Consider the following 24,781-nt stretch of genomic DNA (forward strand, 5'->3'; position numbering starts at 1 on the left):
TTTATTGATATTTTTTTATTGTTTGTATGGTGCTAATTTTTCCCAGTCAAAAATAACTCCAACTCCCGGATAGTCAGGAGCTACTGCTCTATGATTTTCTACCACCAAAGGTCTAGTTGTATATTGATCAATAGGAAAACTATGTACCTCTAACCAACCTGAATTTGGCTGAGAAGAAACCAAACTTACGTGCAATTCCTGCATTCCATGAGAACAAGCAGGAATTCCGTGTTTGTCTGCCAACCTAGCTGCAGCTAACCATCCTGTTACCCCACCACAATTTGATGCATCAGGTTGGACAAAAGATAATTTTGCTTGATCCATTGCATATTCAAACTCATGGATAGTATGTAAGTTTTCACCCATGGCTAAAGGGAAACCTGTAGCATCTACAATTTCTCCAAAACCTTTGTAATTATCTGGAATAATAGGCTCCTCGAACCAAGTAATATCATATTGTTTAAAACCTTCAATAGCTTTGATAGCTTTTTCTACCGTCATTGAATAATTGGCATCTACCATAAAGGTAACATCTGGTCCTATATATTCTCTTACAGCTTTGATACGTTCTAAATCTTCTTCTAAATTTTCACGTCCAATTTTGATTTTTACTGCATTGAACCCAGCCTCTAAATAACCTTTCATGTTGTTTAGTAACTTCTCGATAGGAAACATCAAATCGATTCCTCCGCAGTATGCTTTACAAGTATTTCCATGACCACCTGCCACTTTCCATAAAGGCTCTCCTGCTTTTTTACAGCGAATATCCCACAAAGCTATATCTACAGCAGAAATTGCAAAAGAAGCTATACCACCACGACCTACATAGTGAATGTGCCACTCTAAAAAATCATAAATCCCCTCTACATCAGTTCCATCTTTTCCTACCAATACCTCAAAGTCATTCTCTACCATTGCTTTAATGGCTGTTCCTCCTTTACCTCCTGTATAGGTATACCCTGTTCCTTCGCTTCCATCTTCTAAAGTGATGGTTACTGTTACCAATTCAAAATGATAATGATCTCCATGTTTGGCATCAGACATCACCTCGGGTAAAGGCACTTTAAAAAGTTGGGTATCTATTTTAGAAATTTTTGTACTCATATTTTTTTGATTTAAAAAAAGAGCGAGAATTATTGGGAAAACTATAAACCAAAAAATAGAAAACCAACAACCCCGCTCTTTAAAAAAGTAATTATGCTTTGTGCTTAATATAGAAAGTCTTTTTCTCTAAATATTGTTCAAATCCGTACTTTCCATCTTCTCCTCCTGATCCAGATAACTTGTATCCGTTGTGAAATCCTTGGTGTTGCTCGCCATGCCCTCTGTTGACATAGATTTCTCCGTATTCTAACTCGTCGTTACATTTCATGATGGTATTCATATCATTGGTAAACACCATGGCTGCCAATCCATACTCACAGTCATTTGCATAACCAATAACCTCATCAAAAGAACTAAACTTTAAAACAGGTAAAATAGGTCCAAAAGATTCTTCGTGTACAATGGTCATGTCTTGAGTTACATTAGTCAATACCGTTGGCTCAAACCAAAAACCTTTCTCAAATCCAGTTCCTTCAGGACGTTTTCCTCCTGCAGCAATCGTAGCTCCTTCTTTTACAGAAACTTCTACCAAGTGCTCCATGTGTTTCAATTCGTTTGCATTTACTTTTGGCCCCATATCTGTTTCTTCTAACATTGGGTCTCCTACTTTGATCTCAGCAACTTTAGCTAAGAATTTTTCCATAAATACATCGTAAATATCTTCGTGAATATACATGCGTTCATTACAAGTACAAACTTGTCCACAGTTGTCAAAACGAGAATGTAACGCCGCATCTACAGCCGCATCAATATCTGCATCAGCAAATGCGATAAACGGAGCTTTACCACCTAATTCTAATTGTACATGTGTTAAGTTTTCTGCAGCTGCACGAGCAATACTTTGCCCTACAGGTGTAGAACCTGTCATGGTAATCATTTTGGTAATTGGACTTTCAACTAAAGCGTTCCCCATTGCTCTACCTGGTCCTGTTAAAATGTTGATAACTCCTGCAGGAATTCCAACTTTGTTTGCCAAATCTCCTAATTCTAACGTAGCAATTGGCGTTTCAGAAGTAGGCTTGATAACAATTGTGTTACCTGCTACTAATGCCGGTCCTAATTTACGACCTGCCAATGCCAATGGGAAGTTCCATGCAGTGATTGCAACAACTACTCCCTTAGGAATTTTTTGAATCCAAATTTGCTCATTTGGATTGTCTGAAGGGATGATATCTCCTTCAATTCTACGTGCTCCTTCTGCTGCATATCTTATAAAAGATGCAGTTACAGAAACTTCAAAACGGGCAACTTTTAGTAATTTCCCTTGCTCTTTTGTTAATAAAACAGCTAAACGTTCGTTGTTAGCATCAATTTCATCAGCCAAGGCATATAAGTACTCTGCACGTTTTCTTGCAGGTAATTTTTTCCATTCTTTTTGTGCTGTTTCAGCAGCTTTTAAAGCCTCTACAGCTTCCTCAGGAGTTCCGTTTTGTACTTTTGCTACTACTTCTTCTGTTGATGGGCTAATAATGTCTATTGTTTCTCCAGATGTTGAAGTTTTCCACTCACCATTGATGAACAACTGATATTCTTTTACTTGTGACATAATTTTCTAGTTTAAATGATTTCTATTAATGATTCAAAAATCTAATACTTTGTATTAAATTATCTTCCCATCCATCCACCGTCTACCAACATAATACTTCCGTGCATATACGCAGCAGCTTCAGATGCTAAAAACACGGTAGGTCCTGCAAAATCAGTCGCTTCACCCCATCTTCCCGCAGGAATACGTGCTAAGATAGATTCTGCTCTATTCGCATCGTTTCTTAAAGCTTCTGTATTGTCTGTTGCAATATATCCTGGAGCAATTGCATTTACGTTTACACCTTTTCCTGCCCACTCGTTAGCAAACGCCATAGTTAACTGTCCTACAGCTCCTTTACTAGCTGCATATCCAGGCACTGTAATTCCTCCTTGGAATGTTAATAACGAAGCTGTGAAAATAATTTTCCCAAATCCTCTATTCACCATTTCTTTTCCAATTTCTCTTGTTAAAATAAATTGAGCATTTTGGTTTACTTCAATTACTTTATCCCACATTTCATCTGGATGTTCTGCTGCTGGAGTTCTTAAAATCGTTCCTGCATTGTTTACCAAAATATCAATTTGTGGATGGTCTTTTTTAACCGCTGCAATAAATTCATATAACGATTTTCTATCAGAAAAATCACATTGGTATGCACTAAAAGACTTGCCTGTTGCTTCTACTGCTTTAGAAACCTCACTACCGCTTAATTCTAACGATGCAGAAACCCCTATAATATTTGCTCCGGCTTCGGCCAAACCAACAGCCATTGCCATTCCAATTCCTCTTTTACATCCTGTTACTAAGGCTGTTTTTCCTTCTAAGCTAAACTTATTTAAAATACTCATTTTTGATTTTGTTTAATTTTTGTTATTTGAATTCTACAGTAGTTGAAATTGGCAAAGCAGCTCCTAAATCTTGACTCCTTTTACTAGGCAACGCATTGGCTACAACCAATTTGTACTTCCCTTTGATCCAAGTTTTCTTTCCCTCTTTGTTTACCTGAAACAAGTCTTTAGCTTCTAGATTAAAGGAAACTGTCTTTGATGTATTTTTTTGAATTTCTATTCTTTTAAATTTTAACAATTGGTATTTGGGCAAATCCTTGTTTGAGTTCAAAGGAACTAAATACAACTGTACTACTTCTTCACCATCTACTTTTCCGTTATTTGCAACAGAACAAGAAACAGTAAAAGAGTCTTTTTTCTTAATTTTTTCTTCAGAAATTTGTACGTTAGAGAATTTAAAATCTGTATAGGAAAGACCAAATCCGAAAGGAAACAAAGGCTCTTCTTCCATATACTTATAGGTTCTTCCTTGCATACTATAATCTTCAAAAGGAGGTAGCTGTGCTACAGATTTAGGAAAGGTTACAGGCAAATGTCCTGAAGGAGACACATCTCCAAACAACACATCAGCTACTGCATTTCCTCCTTGTTCTCCAGGATACCACATTAATACAATAGCATCAGCTAAATCGTACAATTCTCCTAAAGCAACAGCACTTCCTGAAGCAACTACTAAAATTAATGGACCTTTCTTTTTAGCTGCCATTTCTTTTACATAGTCTATTTGGTTTTGTGGTAATTTTAAGTCTTTTTTATCTCCTTTATTAGGTGATGCAATTGCATCTACCTCTTCCCCTTCAAAATCTGCAGACAAGCCCACTACTGCAATTACAGCATCGGCTGTTTTTGCTACGTTGGGTGCCCAGTTCTTAGGGTTTAGGTTTTTATTAAACGGCAAAGCCCCCATTCTATAGTTTAATGATGTTCCTAAGGAAACTTTATCTGCAATCCCCTCTAAAACCGAAACTAAATTGGTAGTCATTCCATAGTAGTTGGCCAATAACACATCACTAGACGATGCAAATGGTCCTGTAACATATGGTACTTTTATATTTTTATCTAATGGCAGTGTATGGTTCTTGTTTTTTAATAAAACAATCGATTTCTGAGCTGTTTTTCTTGCCAATGCTATATGATCATCAGAATGTATAACGCTTGTAGGAATTGCATTGTAAGGATTTGCTTCTTTTGGGTCGAAGAAACCTAACTTAAAACGAGTTTTTAACAACTGTTTTAAGCGAGTATCTATTAACTCTTCTGAAACCAAACCTTGTTGCACTGCTTTTTCTAAAGCTCCATTATAAACATAACCACAATTTAAATTCACTCCTGCTTTTAATGCTACCGCAGCAGCTTCCGGCATTGTTTTTACTTGCTTGTGTCCTTTAAAAATATCTCCTAATGCTCCACAATCAGAAACTATATACCCATCGAATCCCCAACTTTTTCTTAGTGTTTCTTTTAATAAAAATTCACTACTTCCAGCAGGAACTCCATAAACAGCATTGTAAGCAGACATAACCCCTTCTACATTCGCTTGTTTTACCAACGCTTCAAAAGCTGGCAAGTACGTTTCGTACAAATCTTTTTTTGATGGATTGGCATTGAAGTGATGTCTTAACTCTTCTGGTCCTGAATGTACTGCAAAGTGCTTGGCACAGGCAGCAGACTTTAAGTATTTTGGATGATTTCCTTGCAATCCTTTTACAAAAGCCACACCCATTTGAGATGTTAAATAAGGATCTTCACCATAAGTTTCTTGTCCTCTACCCCAACGCGGATCTCTAAAAATATTTACATTAGGTGTCCAAAAAGTCAATCCTGCATACTGCCCTCTATTTCCTATGGATTGAGAAATGTTGAATTTTGCCCTAGCCTCATCAGAAATAGCCGAAGCAACTTGTTTTGCCAAAACGGGATCAAAAGTTGCTGCCAAACCAATAGCTTGAGGAAATACGGTAGACTTACCATTTCTAGCAACTCCGTGCAACGCTTCGTTCCACCAGTTGTATTCTGGTATATCTAGTCTCTTTACCTCTGGACTTCCGCTATCTAGCTGAGCTATTTTTTCTTTTAGAGTCATGGCTTTAACCAAATGATGAATCCTCTCTTCGAATGTAAGAGAGGTATCCAACCATTTTTGCGCTTTTTTTTGCCCCAAAGCCAGTGTAGGGATAATTGTTAAAAGTACAAAGAACTTGTTCAATCTCATCTTTCCCTTTTTGATTATAATTGACAGTCCATTAATACTTTTAATCCATCAGGATTGTTGTCTATGTTTTCGAACACTTGTTGAATGTTGCTTAATGGCTGAACATCCGTAATCATTTGCTCGAATGGTAATTCGTTTTCTGTAATCAATCGGATTGATTTTTCGTAGTCTTCTTTTTCGTAAACACGAGCTCCAATTAATTTTAATTCTTTCCAGAAGAACTTAAACAAATCAACCTCTTTTTTAACTCCGTGAATAGCCACCATTACTATTCTACCTCGTATTCCTGCTACTTCGCACATAATATCTAAAGCTGGTTGTACACCAGCTACTTCAAATACTACATCTGCTCTTCTGTTTTCGGTCTTACTCTTTACGTATTCTACCAAGTCTACTTCTAGAGGACTTACAGCATCAAAACCTAATTCTTTTGCTTTGGCTATACGTGTTGGATTTACCTCCGAAATAATTACTTGCGCTCCTACTTCTTTAGCAACCATAGCTACTAACAAACCAATAGGCCCACCTCCTAATACTACAGCAGTTTCTCCAGCAACCAATCCACTTAATCGAACATCGTGTGTAGCAACTGATAAAGGTTCTATTAAAGCTGCTAATTTTAAATCGGTAGTTTCTTGCAATTTGTGCAATACAAAAGCTGGAACATTCCAGTACTGTTGCATTGAACCTGGGCTATCAATCCCTATAAAATTCAATTCTTCACAAATATGATTAAACCCTTTATCTGATGGCTTTGCTTTGGTATCATCTAAAGGACGAACAACGACTTTGTCTCCTACAACAAAACCTTCAACTCCTTCTCCTACAGCATCTATAGTCCCAGACATCTCATGACCTATAGTCTGAGGCATTGACACACGCTTATCCATCATCCCATGGTAAATATGCACATCGGTTCCGCACACTCCAGAATAAGCTACTTTAATCCTAACTTCTCCTGCTTTTGGTGCTTCAATTTCTTTTTCAATAACACTAAAGGTTTTATTCCCTTCGTAAACTGTTGCTTTCATCTTGATTACAATTAAGTTTCAAATACGAAACTGGTTTCTTATTTGAAACAAATATACAACAAATTATAAATAATTCACTTTTTGAATCAAAAAAACATCATTTTAAAAAAAAGCCTAGTATTTACTTGTATTATTATGATTCACAGAATAATAAAACTTACCCTTAACAGCAAAAAAAACTCCTTAAAAATAGAATATTCTTCTATATTTTAAGGAGTTTTTCAACTTCTAAAATCTTGAATTTTTCAATCTATAAATCCTAATTTTGTGGATATTTCTTTGGCATAACGAGCTACAACCCTCCCTTTTTCATCAAAATCTTTGGATGGTAAACGACCATGAGGTGCTGTAACCCATATGGCCGCAACAGGATAACCATGTTCGTTAAAAATAGGAGCTCCGACACAGTTAATCCCCTGAATATCCTCTCCATAATCTACGGCATACCCTGTTTTTTTAACATTTTTTAACTGCTCTTTATATATTTCTTTAGAAACCACCGTATTTTCTGTAAAACGATCAAAAGACTGTTTGTCTACAATTTTATGCATTTCTTCTTCGGGCAAAAATGCCAATATAGACTTCCCTCCTACAGAACTATGAATACTGAATTGCGTTCCCTGCTCTACAAACAATTTTACAGGATATGAGGAAGCTACTTGTTCCAAAATGGTTCCATTATCACCTAGTAAAGTTCCTAACATCACAGATTCTTTTAGTTCATCTCTTAAAGCACGCATTACATCAATAGAAGCTTCTACAATGCTTTGTTCGTTGATGGATGAAATTCCTAAGGTTAATAACTTTCTAGAAAGTGTTATTTTTTTGGTGGTTTCGTTTTTTTGCAAATAATTCTTGTAAATCAATGTATTTACAATTCTAAAAGCGGTCGTTTTGGTAATAGATAAGGCTTCTATAATTTCTGCCAAGGTCAGTCCACCTTTTTGGGTTGCCAGTAATTCAATCATCATTAAACCACGCTCTAAGTTTGGCACGCTGTAATTTGGTTTTCCTTCAACCTTTTCTTCTACTCCCATATTTTTAAAGTATAACTACAAAAGTAAGATTATTTACCTATAATTTTAAAGTAATTTTCACAGGTCATGTGATTGACTTCTATTTTATTATCTACTAGAAAAAAACTCAACATGGCTCTCTTTTTTATTTTTTTAGGTTTCTATTTTTAAATCAAAAAAAAATGATTTCTTAAAACTGAATAAAATTACCTCATCATTTAGTATATTTGACCAATTCTTTCCCTATTTCCAAACGATATTACTATTTTTTATGATGAAAATTTCATTTTTCACTATTTATATTGGTGCGTTGTTATTTTTTCAAGCGGGATGGAGTCAAAAGTCAAAAAACGATGATCCTCATTTTATTTTAGCCGAGCAACAAAAAAACATCAACACAAAAGAAGCTGTTAAAAACTACCAAAAAAGCTTAACGCTTTGGGAGCAAAAAAAAGATTCTATTGCAATGATACGAAGCTTGATTGCTATAGCTAGATGCCAGAATAATCTTACCAACTACAATAAATCTTACGACAATTACTGGAGAGCATTGTTAATTGCCGAAAAAAAACACTCTAAAGTGTGGGAGGCTAGAATCCATCAAGATCTTGGATACTTATACAATTACTTTGAAAGAGATGTTCCTGCACTAAAACATCTGTTATTAGCTTTAAAAATCAACAAGCATATTGATAAAAATACCACTAGTAGAGACAACTACATTCTAAGCAATTATTTGTCTATTGCTCGTTTTTATCGCAGTAATGATAGTATTCAAAAAGCAAAATCTTATCTAGACAGCTGTTATGCTATTGTAGAGAAACAGAAAAAAAAACACACCAATTACTATTTAGAGGTAGAACATGCTGTTATTCTTACTCACAACAACCAAATAGAAAAAGGGTTAGAAATACTAGAAAACAGCAAACCTTACTTTAAAAAAGTGAACCCCGCATACCTTTCGGTAATCTACTTTATTATTGGAAAAACCTATTTGATAAAAAATGATTTAGAAAAAAGTGAAAAAGCATTTCTAAAATCGCTTGATATTATAGCTACTTACAAAAGTCATATTAATTACGAGTTGTACAACTACGAGGAACTTTCTAAAATATACTTAAAACAACAAAAATACTTAAGAGCTTATAAATACAACAACAAGGCAAAAGTATTAAACGAAACTATTTTTGGCAGTAAAAGTGAAAATAACAAAGAGTTGTTTGCTGTTAAAGACAACTACAGAGTTACTAAAGAAAAACAGTTAATTTTGGAACAAAAATCTAAATTGGCTAGCTTAGAAAACGAACAATCTATTAACAAGCTTAAACTAATTATCCTTTTTGTTGTTATGATTTTTAGTATTCTAGTAACTATTGTTTTTATTAGAAACCTTAGACTAAAACATCAAAACGAAAAATCTATTATAAAAGAGAAGCAGAAAGCTACATTAGAAAAGCAAAAAGAAATAATAGAGGTAAAAAACAAAGAACTAACCTCATCTGCTTTGCAATTGATAGAAAAAGATGAATTCATCAAAAAATTAGAAAAAAAGTTAACCGATGGTGATGAAAAAACAGATTTAAAAACCATCCGAAACATGGTAAAGTCTATCAACAACAACCCTGCAAACAACTGGCAAGAGTTCGAGGCACGTTTTATAGACATTAACCAAGGATTTTTTGAAAAACTTAAAGAGCAATTCCCAAACCTTGGCCCCACTGACTTAAAAGTTTGTTCGCTTATTAAGTTGAATTTTTCGAGCAAAGAAATGGCTTCTCTTTTGGGTATTTCAATAGAAAGTGTTCATACTTCTCGTTACAGAATTCGTAAAAAATTGGGACTCAATAGAAGTGATAACCTTTCCGATTTTATTAATAGTATTTAATACAATAAAATCCCCACGCTACAAAGCATGGGGATTTTTTTAACCATACATACAGTACATTTATTCTATTTGCACTTGTATTGTAGATTCTTGCAAACCTTCTGCTTTAGCGGTAATATGTACACTTCCTTTTTGTCCTTTTGCTTGTATAATGAGCAATAATTTTCCGTTATGAGTAGTTGCTTCGTTCGATTGAAATTTCTCTACACTATTTTTCCAACCACTATCAACACCTAGAACAGTAGCAGGACCTTCAACTAAAAATTCTATTTTTTTGTTTTCATGCTTTACAGCGTTTCCTTTTGCATCTACCAGTTCTGCAACTACGTGTACTACGTCTTCGTAATTTGAGTTGATTTTTTCAGAATCAGCATTTAAGACAATTCCATAGGCTTTTTCTGAAGTTACCAGCCTAGACTCTATTTCTTTTCCATCTTTGTAACCCTTGGCTACCAAAGTCCCTTTCTTAAACGGCATTTCCCATTTATAAATATGTCCAACAGTTTCAGTTAACTTTTGTCTTCCTAAGGAAGATCCGTTTAAAAACAACTCTAACTCCTCGCAGTTAGAATAGATTTCTACCACCACAGACTCTCCTTCTTTGTAATTCCAATGTTCATTTACTTCTTGCCAACGCCACAAATAATGTTTCCATCCGTCCTTCTTTTTTCTATCAAGTTGCCATTTTCTTTTTTATACAACGATTTTTCTAAGGTCTGTGTAGCCATATGAATCATAGGTTCTTCAGTCCACAAAGATTTCATCATATAATACGACCCTTTAGGAAAACTAGCAGTATTGATCATTCCAGAAGGCTGAACTCTAGTTGGCCAAGCTTGTCTTATTTCTCCCATATAATCAGCTCCTGTCCACAAAAATGTTCCTGAAATAAAAGGACGTTCCATAATGGCCTTCCACTCATGATATTGAGCTACATTTTCTGTTCCCATAATAACTTTACCAGGGTAGTTTTTATGACCGTAATCGTAAATTACCCTACGGTAGCTATAACCTACTATATCCAAAGCATCAGCATAGCCAGACTCGTGACTAGAAGATGGCAATATACAATTGGCGATTACGGGACGTGTAGTATCTAACGCTTTGGTCCATTTTGATAATTTTTGAGCTGTTTCACCTATATCATATTTTCCTCTAGGTAATGTTTTCATCAAGTGTTTTATTTTTTCTACTGAATGAGGAGGTTCTGACCAGAAATAATTTCCTTGCCAAGTCATATTATCAAAAAAACCTGTTGTTTTTGCATTTCTAGGATATGTCCATTCAATTTCGTTACCGATACTCCACTGAAAAATAGACGGGTGATTTCGATGACTTAACATTACGTTTTTAAGATCTTTATGTGCCCATTCTTGAAAATGTTCGCCATATCCTCGTGTAATATAATCAGTACTTTTTTCTTCCCAGCGATTGTATCTTTTGTCTTTTGGATTGTCCCATTCATCAAAAAATTCATCTTGCATTAAAATCCCCATCTCATCACACAACTCTAGCAACACCTTAGATGCTGGATTGTGAGAGCTACGTATTGCATTGCAGCCACCATCTTTTAAAACTTGCAACCTTCTTCTCCAAACTCCTTTAGGCACAGCTGCACCCACCAAACCTACATCGTGATGCAAACAAACTCCTTTTATTTTCATATTTTCTCCGTTTAAAAAGAATCCTTTGTCAGCATCAAATTCAATGCTTCTAATCCCAAAGCGAGTGTTGTAAGTATCAACAATTTTACCCTTACTTTTTACTTTAATTATAGCTGTGTACAACGATGGATTTTCTATTTCCCATAAATTAGGATTGGCAATAACCACTTGTTGCTGTATGTTTTTTTGTGCTTTTTTAGTTACCAGTGTTTTGTTTACTGTTTCAGCGATCTTTATTCCATCTTCATCAACAAAAGAAGTCTGCACCTCTACCTCTTGATCTTGAGCAAAAGCATTGGACAAAGTAATCTGAATAGCAACCTCAGCTTCTTGTTTACTTACTTTAGGAGTGGTTACAAAAGTTCCCCAAACTGGCACATGCATTTTATTAGCTGTTCTTAAAGACACTTCTCTGTAAATTCCAGCTCCTGTGTACCAACGACTATCGGCATATCTAGAGTGATCTATTTTTACTGCCAAAACATTGGTCTCTCCATCAGTGTTTAAATACTCTGATATCTCAAAATAAAAAGGAGAATACCCATAAGGATGAAATCCTAATTGATGACCGTTGATATAGATTGTTGCATTATTATAAACACCATCAAACAACACATAAACTAGCTCATCCTCTTTTATTTCTTGATTAAATTCTTTGGTATAATAACCATATCCCTGACTACGAATATACCCTGTAGCCCATGCATCTTTACCTAAAGATTCATCGAACGCTCCCGAGATCACCCAGTCGTGAGGTACGTTTACCTTTTGAAATTGCTCTTTAGAAATCTCTGAAAAATCAATCTCTTTTTCGCTTAAATAAAAATTCCAATTCAAATTAAAATTTTCTGTAGTCTTTGCAACGTTGTCTGCAGATGACTTTTGCCCACATGAAAACAGTATTACCGAGATCATCGTTATTAACAAAATACATTTTTTACTCATTTTGGTAGTTTTATGTTCAACCCTCAAATATCTATCTTTTGTTTTGGTATGTAGCAATTTAATCCCTAGACAACAACTAAACAAAATAAAAAAAACAATAACAAGCAAAACAAACCTCTTATAAAACAGAACAATTCGCCACACGTTTTGATACGAACCTAATCAGTAAAAACAAAAAGACCCTCCAAACTAATGCCTGAGAGTCTTTTGGGGTAAAACAATTTCTTGATATTTTATCAACTTAATTTAACCAACTATTTCTTTGCTTTGGGATGAAAAACAATCTGATAGGAATGTCCATTTTTTAACATTTTTTTCATCATCTTCTTCAAATCTTTTTCATGAATGTCTGTCACCAATTTTTCAAAATTTTCAGGAAGATCCATATCGTAACCCTCTCTGTAATAATTTAAAAGCCTTTGCATTTGATAACGGTTGTAATTTTTAGCATCTTCTCTTTCTTTTAAATAATTGGTTTTAGTTTTTATCAAGTCTTCAGACTTTATCTCACCTTTAGCAATGGCTTTCAATTCTTTGTAGACTATCTCTATTAGCTCGTTTGCTTTGTCTGGATCACAATCAAAACGAACAGACATGGTTAATTGCCCTTTGGGTTTTTTAGTCAAATTTATTCCAACAGAGGCTCCATAAGTTCCCCCTTTTTCTTCACGTAAAGATTCTGTAAACCTAAGTTGCAAAACATCTTTTAACGCTTGAGCTGTCCACATTTTTTGCAGGCTAAAAGGAGTCTCCAGTTTGTAAGCAATATGAACCGATGTTTTAGGATCTTCCATTTCAAAACCAATCTTTTTGTTTATTAGATCTGATTTCCAGCGGGTAGTAATAGGCTTCCATTTTTCATACTTTTGTTGCTCTGTTGGCAAACTCGCCACATACTTTTCTAACAATGGTTTTAATACATCTGTCTGTACATCGCCTACAATAAAAAATTCAAAATCTTCTGGATTAGCAAAACGTTCATGATACAAACGCTGTATGTAGTTGAATGAAATTTCCTTAACAAAAGTACTATCTAATATTCTTTTGCGAGGATGCGATTTTCCATACAGAACGGTCACCAAGCTATCTTTCATTTGATCGTTTACTCGTTGGCTTTTTCGCGTTAAATAGTTTTCAACATTTTGCATCACTACTTCAAAACCTTGTTTATCGAATCTAGGTGCCATAAACCTTAAATACATCAATTGCAACATGGTTTCTACATCTTCAGTAACCGAAGCTCCAGAAATACTCTCCGAAAAACGACCGATTTTAACATCAGCTCTGGCCGATTTACCTGTAAGTATTTTAGGCAAATCAGTAGCATTATATGCCCCTAAACCAGAAAACTGAACCACACTACCTAACAAATTTGCAGAGGGTAAATCTTGATTGCTAACCAAAGACATGCCACCGTTACTCATGGCTTTTAACTGTACTTCGTTTTTATTTTTATTCACAAATTTGTAATGTACTTTTAAACCATTACTCAACACAAAGGTGGTAGCTTCTAACCCTTCGTTTTCTTTAATCGTTGTAATGGTACCAGAGTCAATTTTTAAATCTCCCAAAAGAGTACTACCCGCTAATTTTTCTTTATATGGCTTTAAATCACTATTGGTTTCTACCTTTGCTAGTGTAGTCAACACTTGTGTTTTGGTCAAATTGTTTTTGCCCTCGACTCCTGTAACCATCACATAACGATTGTATGGAGTGTACATTTTTTTTAATTCTTGTTGTAGATCTGCTGCAGCTAATTGTTTAAAAATTTCTTGAACTAAAGCAAATTCCTGTCCCATATCGGTAAGGGTAGTTCCTTCTAAAAAATTACTTTTTATTTGCTCTACCCAATATGCATGAGACCATTTGTCTTTTCTCTTTAATTGATTTTGGTACGATTTTACATACGTTTTTTTTGCTCTTTCTACTTCTGTTTCTGTAAAACCAAAACGTATGGCTCTATTCAATTCTGTAATTACTTGTTCAAAAGCTATTTGCTGATTATCAGGCTTAGGTCTTATCTGCAAAGTTAATGCATTAGAAGTTCTTGACTGGCTACCAAAATGAACTCGTGCACTTAAAAAAGCCGCTTCTGGTTTTACCGACAATTCTTTTAACCTGTTAGATAATAAATGTATTGCCATCCCTTGAAACAATGATTTCTTAAAAGTTTTAGTGGTGGTTGGCTTCTTTTTTTTAGGATGTCTAATCCCCATGGTTACAGAAGAACTTGCTACCTCCTTATCCATAGCCAACACATAATCCAATTCTTTATTTTCTGGGATGGATATTTCTATTCTTGGTTTTGGTTGTACTACTTTTGGAATAGAACCAAATATCTTTTTTATTTTTTCCTCTACTTCTTTTAGCTCAAAATCACCTACAATAGCAATGGCCTGCAAATCGGTACGATACCAGTCGTGATAAAACGAACGTAATGCTGAATAATCAAAATTCTCAACTACAGACATCAAACCAATAGGCATACGTTCTGCATACAAAGTATGGTTGAACATTACAGGCAATTGTTGCTGTAAAATTCGCATCCCACCACTTTGTCGTGTACGCCATTCCTCTTTAATAACTCCTCGTTCTGCATCAATTTCCTCTTCTGTTAACAGCAGTTCGTTAGACCAATCGTGTAAAATCATCAAACCTAAATTCATTCCCTCCTCATCGGTACTTAAATTGTTGATATTGTATACCGTTTCGTCAAAAGATGTGTAAGCATTGATGTCTTTACCAAACACTAATCCTTTCTTTTCCAAAGTATTAAGAATACCTTTTCCTTTAAAGTTTTTTGTTCCGTTAAAAGCCATATGCTCTAAAAAATGAGCCAACCCTCGCTGAGATTCGTTCTCTAAGATAGAACCCACATTTTGAATAATGTAAAAGCTTGCTACATTTTTAGTGGCCTGAGTACTTTTTAGATAGTAGCTAAGCCCATTGGGCAAAACCCCTTTTACCACAGTACTATCTGTTGGCAATTCAACATTTGGGCTTTGTGCCGACAAAACCCAGCTTAGCAAACACAATACTTTTAAAATTTTTATTTTCATACCTATTTATTTTCTAAATCTTCTTATCAATAATGATGCCTGCAAACTAATAATGATAAGAGGAACAACTCCTAAAAGAATTATTTTTAATCCATTGATCTGATCTCTATCAACCAAAATAACATTGTCTATAGATTTGGGACGACCCGTGGCTACAGGGTACCTGTTGTTAGCAAACCATTTGAACATTTTTTGAGCAAAAAGTATATTTACATGCCTAGGACTGTTACGAGCTACCTGCTCATTACTCATAAAATCGGCATCACCAACAAGTACTATTTTTTGTATTTTCTTATTGCGCTCCCTTGTCAAAGCAACTGCGATTGGTGCAGCTATTTTTTGTTGATGAACACTATCAAATACAACAGTTTGTGTAGCCAAATCAACAGGTTGTTTGGTGACCCAAGTAGTTTGTTTGTTGGTTAAAGTAATTGGGGTATAGGTAAACTCCGATGATTCCGACAAAGCAATCCCAATTGCCTTGGGATGTACCATCTTTGCTTGATCATAAAACTGAAATGGAGTAGTCTTTAAGGAATCTACAAAACTTACCTGAATCAAATCTGGAGAAAAGTCTTCACTTTCCTGTAACAAAGACCCCTGCATAAATTGAACTCCAAGTGGATTCAAAATGGTGTTTAAATATTTGCTAGAACTTGCCTCTGCCGCAAACATTACATTCCCCCCTTTTTGGATATAATCGTTTATTTTTTGCAATTGTGAGCTATTGTAAGCTTTTACAGGATCGCTTATCAACAACACATCCAAAGGCTCTATTTCATTTATACGATCTAAGTTTATCGGAAATACCTCAAAACCCGAGTTAATTAAAGAACCTCTAATGTTTAAACCTTTTAACAAAAATTGATACGATTCATCACCTTTTTGTTTTATACTTCGTTCTCCATTAGCCGCTAACACCCCAACTTTGCCTGGTTGTTCTAGCAATGTTTTTAAGACTGAGCTAATGTCTTTTTCTTTAGGATACACATAAATATCATCAAACATTCGCAAAGGCAACGTCTTATCTTTGTAATGAATAAAACGTACCAAACGGTTGTTTTCTGCTTTTAGATTTACAAAAGCTCTAATTTCTTCTGGACTTTTGATATCTTCTAATGCAATTTTATGCACTTTAGCTGCTTTTTGTAACATTTGCTTTATGGTATTTTTAGGACTCATATACGGTATAGAATCGTAATAATACACGTAATCCATTTTTAAATTTGGCATAAAACGTCGGTAAGAATCAAACCTTTTTAAATCTTTAATTCTATTTTCCGGGGCTCCATATTGTGCAGAATAATGAATAACATTTACATAGGTTGTTATGCGAATTGGTTCGGTAAATTGCCCAATCAGCTTTTGAGAATTGGGAGTTAGGGTTCGGTCTTTAAACCTAGTGGTATCTACATACACGTTCCATTGCGGAAGATTGCTAACGTACCCCACCGTTAATACACCCACAATTAGCAAGCCATAACGCATTGTTTTTTGAGTAAGAGAACTACTTCTTCTTTGATTTTTTAACCACCAAATACTTAGGGTGAGAAACAAAAAAATTACCAATAAAAAATACAACACATTCTGAGATACCAACAATCCATTTACAAAAGCATCTGTTCTGTTTCTTAAAGATAGCCAGTACGTTATTTCTCGTACAAAATCATAAGCCTGACCTACTTCACCAATAAAATTTAAAAAAGCCAACACAGCAAAAGTGCTTACCACAGCCACCACTGCGTATTGGGTTAAACAAGATAAGTACAAACCTATGGCTGCATAAGCACACATCAACAAATAAACACCTAACACACCTCCTAAAACAAACCAAACGTCTACGTGTTCGATGGTTGCATAGGCTACAGGAATAAAACTAACTAATACCAAAGCCAGCAACAAATTATATACGGCAACCGCTAGAAATTTTCCAAAAATGATTTCGGAAGTTTTTACAGGCGATGAGTACAATAGTTTAATAGATCCTGAATGAGTCTCACGTGTCATTAACCCCATAGTGATGAGTGGAATGTATAAAGCTAAATATTGCTGAGCTACAGTTAAAATTCCATCCTCCCCTGCAAATAATATTTTGGTAAGCACTTGTAAAGGTCTTCCTAATTGTTGATTGGTTTCGTATTTGTATAACAAATCGGTAAAAGTAACCCCTGTTTGTACAAAAAACACCACCAACACAATCCACGCACTAGGAGAGAAAAACATCAAGCTAAGTTCTAACTGTGCTATTTTTTGAATTTTTCTCATCCCTATTTATTTTTTTTAGACAATTGAGCAAAAATAGCATCCAACGAACTTTTTTCTAGTTGAATTTCTGAAAGTTCCCAACCCATTTCTATACTCTTTTTTACAATTTTTTTAGTCATGCCTTCATCGGTTGCTACCGTTAACCTTACTTGGTTTGTGCCTGTAAACTCTACCTCTTTTACTCCCTCCATAGCCAACAAATCTTCTACAGTAGGTGGTTCATCAAACACCGCTACTATTGCATTGGGCTGATTGTAATTATTAAAAGCCTCCAAACTATCTTGAAATACCGTTTCTCCGTGTTCAATCATCACAATAGTATCACAGGTTGCTTGTACTTCAGACAAAATATGAGTCGACAAAATTACCGCACGATCTTCTGCTATTTCTTTGATTAATTTTCTTACTTCAGCTATCTGATTAGGATCTAATCCGTTGGTTGGTTCGTCCAAAACTACCAGTTTAGGTTGATGAATAATGGCTTGGGCCAAACCCACACGCTGCTGATAACCTCCTGATAAGTTTTTTAATACTCGCTTGCTAAAATGAGCAATACCACACTTTTCTTTGGCCTTGGAAACTGCCGCATGTATTTCTTTTTTAGGAATGGATCGCAAATAAGCACAATGGATTAAATACTCATCTACAGTGAGTTCAGGGTACAAAGGAGCTTTCTGTGGTAAAAAACCAATCAATTTTTTTGCTTCTACGGGGTTTTCTCTAATATCAATTCCTTCAATAAGTGCCAATCCTTCTGTTTGATTGATGACACCACACAATATATTCATCGTGGTAGATTTTCCGGCTCCATTAGAACCTAACAAACCTAAAATTCCACGATTTTTAATTTCAAAATTTATATTTTTTATTGCCCAATCTTTGCTGTATTTATGAGACAAGTTTTGAACTTTTGCTACTATTTCTTCCATAATTATCTATTTCGTATCTACTATTTTTTATTCTTTACTTACGTTTTCTTTGCCATAAAACAAAAGAACCTAGAAGTAAAATAGAGCCGCCACCTCCAAAAAGGAACAGCAATTTTGTGTTTTGTATCTCTGTTTGTGTTCCCGTAATTTTATTGTCTATTGGTGGAATTTTTTGTACATCTACAGGATATTTTCCTCCACTAAACCATCGGAACAATTGTTTTACAAACGTGGCATTTTCTTGTGCTTTTACATTGCCTCTATTTACCTCTTTATTGCTCATAAAATCAGCATCCCCCAGCACCGCAATGCGTTGTGATTTACCATTATAATTACGCTTAAGACCCCAAGCAAATACCAAAGGCTGGGTTACTTTTAAAGCCTGATTAAAAGCAAGAGAATCCGAAACAAAAGTACGATGCTCATCGGGCAGCCTATACAAAGAATCTGAAGCTGAGGTTAACAATGGAAAAGCCTGAAACCCCAAGGTATCTTTTACCTTAATTGTTGTTGTTCTAGACAAGCTAATGACTTTTTTTGATGTTATAGAAAATCCTTCAGAAAAAGCAGCAGTATCTAAATGCGTTAAAACCAAATCCGGCTTATAATCTTTTGACTTTTGCAAAACCACTCCCTCAGACACCTGAACTCCAATTTCTTTTAAAACAGGCATCAACAAGCTAATTTTCCCTGGCTCTGTAGCAAAAATAGCATGGCCACCATTACGCAAATAAGTTCTTATTTTTTCTAGCTGTTGTGGTTCGTAAGCCTCCATAGGATCAGCTACTAACAAAACTTTGTTTTCTTTGGGCTCTAGAGCAACCGAATCTACTAAAACTTCGTTTAACTGAAACCCTTGATTGATTAATGAACTCCTATAATTCAAGGTGTTTAAAATGGTTAAATAGTCTTTGTCTCCCTTTTTTGCTATGCTTCTTTCTTGATGACCACTTAGCACCTGAATTTCGTAAGGAGCTTCTAATAAATTCTGAATTGCTGCTGTTATTTCTGCTTCTTTGGGGTATCCTATCATATCAAAAAACATTCGTAATACAGCGGTTTTACCTTGGTAACTAAGCACTCTAACAAATCCATTTTTTTCATCAGAAAGGTCGATTATTTTTTCAATTTCTTTGGGTCGTAATACTTTATCAAAATCGTATCCATAAGCTGTAGCAGATCGTTTTGCTTTGTCATCTAAACTTTTTAGTTGTGCATCTCTCTTGTCTAGTGTGTAATTGTAATAAGGAATGTAGTCTATCTCTAAATTGGGTAAAAAGCGTGTATATTCTTCAAACTGATGCAAGTCATACATTCTAAATTTTGGAGCTCCAACATGTGCAAAATAATTCACCACATTTGTGTAAACTGTCATTTTTAAAGGTTCCTCTAAACGATTGAGTATTTGTTGCGTTTGTGTTGTTAAGGTATTGGTTTTGTTCCTCGTAGTATCTAAATAACCATTAATACTTGGCAAAGATGTAAAATACCCCAAAGCTAATACCAGCATTACTACTGCAAGGTATTTTATTTTTTTAATCATGCCACTTTGTGCACTTCGGTTGTAGTTTAGTTTTAGTACACTTAAACTCAAAAACAAAAACACAATTAGCACAAAATACCACACATCTTTGCTACTTATAAGACCTACTCTAAAATTATCAACACGGTCTGCCATAGACAACCAATAGGTAACTTGTCTTACAAAATCGATACTTTGCCCTACCGACCCCATAAAATTCAACAAGGCTAACAAAGCCATAGTTCCCATAGCAGCAACCAATTGATACGAGGTGAGTCCGGACACAAACAACCCAATGGCTGCATAAGCACAAGCCAACAGATAAATTCCTAAAATTCCCGATAAGACATACCAAACATCAAGAGCATCTATATACAAATATCCAACACAACCCGCTGTTAATAACACAAGCACCCAAAGAAAACAATATCCCATCATGGCTACGTATTTCCCTAAAATGATCTGTAAATTGGTAACCGGGGAAGCATACAACAATTTGATGGAACCACTGCTTAATTCTCTACTCATTAACCCCATGGTTAAAAGAGGAATGTAAAGGTGTATTTTATTTTTTACTGAATTAAAAAAAGCATTGTGTCCTCCGAACACAGACTGAGTTAATCCTTTTAATTGGTTACCTAGTTCTTGGCTTGCAGCTTTTGCATCTAACAATTCCGTGAGGGTAATACCGCACTGAACAACAAAAACAATGAGCAACAACCAAGCTACCGGAGAATAAAACAAAATACTTAGTTCTACTCTAGCAATTCTTATGATTTGTTTCATGATATCAAAGGGGGCATATAAAAATCAGCTATATACTGATGTGTTAAAAATGAGACAAAGAGTAGTACTAACCTACAAAACAAGATACTTATTTTGTAGGTTAGTACATCTTTATTTTTGAGGAGCAATGGCAACGACTTTGTCAAATCCGTCAAAGGTTTTTATGTTCGCTTCATCAACAGTACCTAAGCCAATATTGGTGATAGGCAATAAAGACACTTTTCCCTGACTACCGTTATACGTAGACATTACCAATTGCTTGTTATTGGTCGCAATGTTGTCCGAACTGTATTTGTCTGGGTAACCCGATTGTTGATACAACTGCAAAGTTGTGATTGTTTCGCCTGATGGCACCGTATATCGTTCTTCAAAACTAGGTGTATCTGTACTGTACAACATAGCATAAATTTTGGTTTCTGTAGCGTAATACATCACGCGTTGATCTACCAAAAACACAAAAAACTTTGCCTGATCTATTTCCGGAGCACCAACCAAACTGTAATATGATTTTGGTGCTGGCGGAATTGGGCTTGGGTATTGATCTCCGCCACCATCAAACACATACAAAGCCAATTCTCCTGTGGCTTTATCTTTCAGCAAATGTCTAAAATCTCCTGTAGTACTGACTCCTGCAGCTACGTTTTCTTTGTTAAGCACATTCATCGGATCAAACACTCCTTCTGTATTTGCGGGTACAGGATGCATATTGGTGTCTCCAAACTGAATGCTAGGCAAATACACAAAATGTTCGTTTTGCTCATCGTAAAAATTAAATCGGACAGGAAGTGGGTAATAAGAAAAACCATTGTAAGCCAGTTCTGCAGGAACTTGATAACTGAAATCGAATGGCAAGCCAAACTTACGAGAAACGCCTAAGTAAGTGGCTGTCAACTGCCCTTCGCCTACATACACATCTCCTTGTACAACAGCACCTAAAGCTTGAGGCTGATAGGTAGACTTGGCAGAGAAAAACAAATCATCATTTTTTCCCTCGTACGTATAATCTAATGTATTGATTCGGTAAATATCTTGATCTGTAATACTCATCAAAGCATCTACACCGTAAATGGTGGTAAAACGCATTTGTTTTACTAAACCATTAAGCATTTGACCATTGATGGCAGAATACACGTTGTATTTTACACTTACTTCTGTACCGTCTTGTGTAACTTCTGGCGACATAATGTGGCTAAAATCGGTATGAACACCATCGGGAGTGACAGCAATTACCAACCCCTCGCCAATATTATTCAACACAGTTAAGGGCCAAGATGTACTATACACAAGTCCCGTAGCATTGTCGGTAACTTTGTAATACACCAAATGGTATTTCCCTACTCTATTGGGAGGCAATCGCACTTCATAATCTAAGTTTTTTTCTGTACTGATAACATCAAAGAACTCATCTCCTGGCTCAAAATTAATTTGCCATTCATAAGACAAATCCTCTGGATTTAAATCTCCAAAATCCAAATCTGGAGTAATTTTCAGGTGTTCAAATTGACGTACACTTAAGGTACTCATCCCAGTAGTATCTATAGAAACTGCCGTAATTTTACGTGTTGCCAATTGACTATCGTCTTTGTAACACGAGGTTGTGAGCCCTAAAAGTAGCAGGCAACAACATAACAAGGTGGTATATAATTTTTTCATTGAATATCGTTTTTTGTTTGTTACTATTAAGATATAAAAGCAACAAAATGATACATTAATCGTATTTAGATTTGGTGTAGTAACGTGGCACTATAGGCTGCCCAGCCAAGCTACCATCATCGTGTAAAAGTGGATTGTCTGGATGGTCTAAATTCCATTGTTTGATGTAATCTCCAAACTTGGTTCCCAAGGCAACAGCACCAGCACTACCTACCTGTATATATTCCGTTCTACCAAACTCCATAAGCCCAGTAGAGGTTACAAACACCCTATAGGCTGCCGTACTGGCTACTGGTGTAAAAAAGAAGCGAATATAAGTCCAGGCAGGTACTACAATTTGATCTGTCCAAGACAAAGTAAATTTGTTGGTCTCTACCACACCTGCACTAAAATCATCCGAATCTTCTAATTGCAACTGTAAAGAAACCGTTTGATTGGCCAAGGTCGTAGCATTTCGTAATTTTACTTTTAAGACTCCGCTATACTCGTTTGCTTTCACAACACCTTCTACAATTTCGTACAAACTTTCGTCTGCGGTGGTTTCATCACCCAAAACAGGAACTACACGAAAATAACGATCTATTTCTGCTGCCTGACCAATAACCTGTACCTGTACCTCTTGCAAATACTCTCCTGTTTCATTACCCAAAAAGGAATAAGTAGATTGGTATTGTTTGGTTTCGGATTGCGGCAAAAAAGTTACACCATCCGCTCCTTTAAAAGCTTCTATTTCATCTTTAGCACAAGCCAGGGTAACTATGCAAAGCATCCCCATCGTTACGTATTTTATGATTGATTTGATTGTTTTCATCTTTTGTGTTTTTTATGAATTTGCAATGCATTCTATCTACAATTCTGTATCTGGATAAGGCAATACATAAATAGCATCGTCTACTACAACATCATCCCCTATTCCAGGAAACGTTGTATAACCCAATCTTTTGTAGTAGAAAAACAATTGTCCCTCACCCACAAATTCTTTTCGATACTCTTTTTCTAATTCTAACTTTAACTCTTCTTGGGTAGCTGATGCTGGAATTTCTTCTATAATTCCTCTGCTGCTGCGTACGGTGTTTAAATAATTTACAGCCGTTGCTAAATCAGAGCCTGATTGTATGCGTGCTTCGGCAGCGATATAGTACATTTCTGGTAATTTGATAAGAGGTACTATTTCAGGATTTAAAATACCTGACTTTTGTATAAGTTTGGTACTTACCAAACCACGAGTTTGTCCTTCTAGCAATGTGTTGTAACGAATATCAGCCACTCCAATGTTTACATTGCTAGTTTCATAAACCTCGTCTGCAGTTCCTTGAGACAAATACAAAGCGTTGTAATTGGTATCCGTTGTCGCTGCATTTAAGATTCCAACAGTGGTCGTTCCCAAATCTGTAACATTTAACCCAAACAAAATTTCTGGATACAACAAAGGATCAGATGCTACAGGGTACGTTTGTGCATTTATCAAAGCAGTAGTAACATATTGCATCACCTCTTCTGCTGCCAAACGTGCCGTTTCAAGATCCTCCGTTCCTCCTTTCCACAACATAACTCTTGCTTGTAGAGCTTTTACTGCGTAATAATTCATACGCAACTCTCTATGATTGTAAAAACCTGTTCTGTTGACTTCTGTGTAGTACGAATCCGAACGCTCAATTTGTGTGTAGATTGGATCCTCTTCTAACAACATCAATGCTTCTTCTAAATCTTGTTCTAACAATTGAAAAGTAGTGGTATAATTTTTAGGCGAGGTTACGTTCTTACTAAAATCCTGTACGTAAGGAATAGTCAACTCTGCATCAAGACTCGATCTGTTATTAAGGTTTCCAAGTCCATACAAACGCAACAAATCAAAATGTAAGAAAGCACGCAGGCCTAACAACTCTCCTTTGATAAGAGCATAGTTTACAGTACCCAATACGTCTTGTTTGTTGTCTATTGCCTCTAATGCACTGTTGATATTAGCGATGATATTGTAGGATTTTATCCACAAAGCATCTATTTGGGCAGTTGCTAAAGTACCTCGATAATTAAAATTTTGCGCTTGACTATAAAGTGCATTGCTCGTTAAAGGCTCGTATTGCCTGCTTAGAATATCAATCAAATTAAAACTAAGGTCCTTGCTATACAACTCTGGTTGTGTCATTCCTATATACACGCCTATTAACGCATCTTTAAACCCTGTTTCGGTATCAAACTGGCTAGAAGCTGTAATGGTAGCTGATGATGTTTCTTCTAAAAAATCTTCACAGGAAACACATAAAAACAGTCCCAAAAACAGCAAGATATTTTTCTGTATTTTATAGATGGTATTTTTCATAATTTATCTGTTTT

General features: G+C 35.5%; 16 protein-coding genes. 1 reads left to right on the forward strand and 15 read right to left on the reverse strand.

Annotated elements, in window-relative coordinates; all coding sequences use genetic code 11:
• Positions 1-15 precede the first annotated feature (15 nt).
• From FS85_RS0100465 to FS85_RS0100490, 6 genes are all read right to left on the reverse strand, one after another.
• Positions 16-1,104, reverse strand: coding sequence for a mandelate racemase/muconate lactonizing enzyme family protein (locus FS85_RS0100465; RefSeq protein ID WP_010133967.1), 1,089 nt, complete (start codon positions 1,102-1,104; stop codon positions 16-18).
• A 91-nt stretch (positions 1,105-1,195) separates the two neighbouring features.
• Positions 1,196-2,650, reverse strand: coding sequence for an aldehyde dehydrogenase (gene aldA / locus FS85_RS0100470; RefSeq protein WP_010133968.1), 1,455 nt, complete (start codon positions 2,648-2,650; stop codon positions 1,196-1,198).
• 59 nt (positions 2,651-2,709) lie between these two features.
• Positions 2,710-3,474, reverse strand: a complete 765-nt coding sequence (locus FS85_RS0100475) for an SDR family NAD(P)-dependent oxidoreductase (protein WP_192807095.1) — start codon at positions 3,472-3,474, stop codon at positions 2,710-2,712.
• A 28-nt stretch (positions 3,475-3,502) separates the two neighbouring features.
• Positions 3,503-5,692 (reverse strand): glycoside hydrolase family 3 C-terminal domain-containing protein, encoded by a 2,190-nt coding sequence (locus FS85_RS0100480; protein ID WP_010133970.1) that lies wholly within the window; start codon positions 5,690-5,692, stop codon positions 3,503-3,505.
• 14 nt (positions 5,693-5,706) lie between these two features.
• The gene (locus tag FS85_RS0100485; RefSeq protein ID WP_010133971.1) at positions 5,707-6,723 is read right to left on the reverse strand and encodes a zinc-dependent alcohol dehydrogenase; all 1,017 of its coding nucleotides are present in this window, start codon (positions 6,721-6,723) and stop codon (positions 5,707-5,709) included.
• Between the two features lie 245 nt (positions 6,724-6,968).
• Positions 6,969-7,760: an IclR family transcriptional regulator gene (locus FS85_RS0100490; protein ID WP_010133972.1), complete on the reverse strand. Its 792-nt coding sequence runs from the start codon at positions 7,758-7,760 to the stop codon at positions 6,969-6,971.
• A 250-nt stretch (positions 7,761-8,010) separates the two neighbouring features.
• On the opposite strand from FS85_RS0100490, the gene FS85_RS0100495 reads away from it, so the two are divergent.
• Positions 8,011-9,624 (forward strand): helix-turn-helix transcriptional regulator, encoded by a 1,614-nt coding sequence (locus tag FS85_RS0100495; RefSeq protein WP_160162371.1) that lies wholly within the window; start codon positions 8,011-8,013, stop codon positions 9,622-9,624.
• Positions 9,625-9,684: 60 nt separating this feature from the next.
• Here FS85_RS0100495 and FS85_RS16825 read toward each other — a convergent pair whose 3' ends face one another.
• The 9 genes from FS85_RS16825 to FS85_RS0100540 all read right to left on the reverse strand — a co-directional run bounded on the left by FS85_RS16825 (position 9,685) and on the right by FS85_RS0100540 (position 24,767).
• Positions 9,685-10,266, reverse strand: coding sequence for a DUF4982 domain-containing protein (locus FS85_RS16825; protein WP_237706929.1), 582 nt, complete (start codon positions 10,264-10,266; stop codon positions 9,685-9,687).
• Positions 10,245-12,233: a glycoside hydrolase family 2 TIM barrel-domain containing protein gene (locus tag FS85_RS15905; RefSeq protein ID WP_237706930.1), complete on the reverse strand. Its 1,989-nt coding sequence runs from the start codon at positions 12,231-12,233 to the stop codon at positions 10,245-10,247. The genes FS85_RS16825 and FS85_RS15905 overlap by 22 nt, the downstream gene beginning before the upstream one ends.
• 254 nt (positions 12,234-12,487) lie before the next feature.
• Positions 12,488-15,292, reverse strand: coding sequence for a M16 family metallopeptidase (locus FS85_RS0100505; protein ID WP_010133974.1), 2,805 nt, complete (start codon positions 15,290-15,292; stop codon positions 12,488-12,490).
• A 6-nt stretch (positions 15,293-15,298) separates the two neighbouring features.
• A complete protein-coding gene (locus FS85_RS0100510) occupies positions 15,299-17,557 on the reverse strand; it encodes a Gldg family protein (RefSeq protein WP_010133975.1) in 2,259 nt (752 codons plus the stop codon).
• Positions 17,558-17,559: 2 nt separating this feature from the next.
• Positions 17,560-18,486: an ABC transporter ATP-binding protein gene (locus FS85_RS0100515; protein WP_010133976.1), complete on the reverse strand. Its 927-nt coding sequence runs from the start codon at positions 18,484-18,486 to the stop codon at positions 17,560-17,562.
• Positions 18,487-18,520: 34 nt separating this feature from the next.
• Positions 18,521-20,794 (reverse strand): Gldg family protein, encoded by a 2,274-nt coding sequence (locus tag FS85_RS0100520; protein ID WP_010133977.1) that lies wholly within the window; start codon positions 20,792-20,794, stop codon positions 18,521-18,523.
• A gap of 111 nt (positions 20,795-20,905) precedes the next feature.
• Positions 20,906-22,447: a PKD-like family lipoprotein gene (locus FS85_RS0100530; protein ID WP_010133979.1), complete on the reverse strand. Its 1,542-nt coding sequence runs from the start codon at positions 22,445-22,447 to the stop codon at positions 20,906-20,908.
• A 55-nt stretch (positions 22,448-22,502) separates the two neighbouring features.
• Complete coding sequence (locus tag FS85_RS0100535; protein ID WP_010133980.1) at positions 22,503-23,258, reverse strand: DUF4843 domain-containing protein; 756 nt, start codon at positions 23,256-23,258, stop codon at positions 22,503-22,505.
• Positions 23,259-23,294: 36 nt separating this feature from the next.
• On the reverse strand, positions 23,295-24,767 hold the full coding sequence (locus FS85_RS0100540) for a RagB/SusD family nutrient uptake outer membrane protein (RefSeq protein WP_010133982.1): 1,473 nt from the start codon (positions 24,765-24,767) through the stop codon (positions 23,295-23,297).
• Positions 24,768-24,781: the final 14 nt, after the last annotated feature.

The organism is Ochrovirga pacifica, assembly GCF_000220525.1.
GTDB classification, from domain to species: Bacteria; Bacteroidota; Bacteroidia; order Flavobacteriales; family Flavobacteriaceae; genus Ochrovirga; species Ochrovirga pacifica.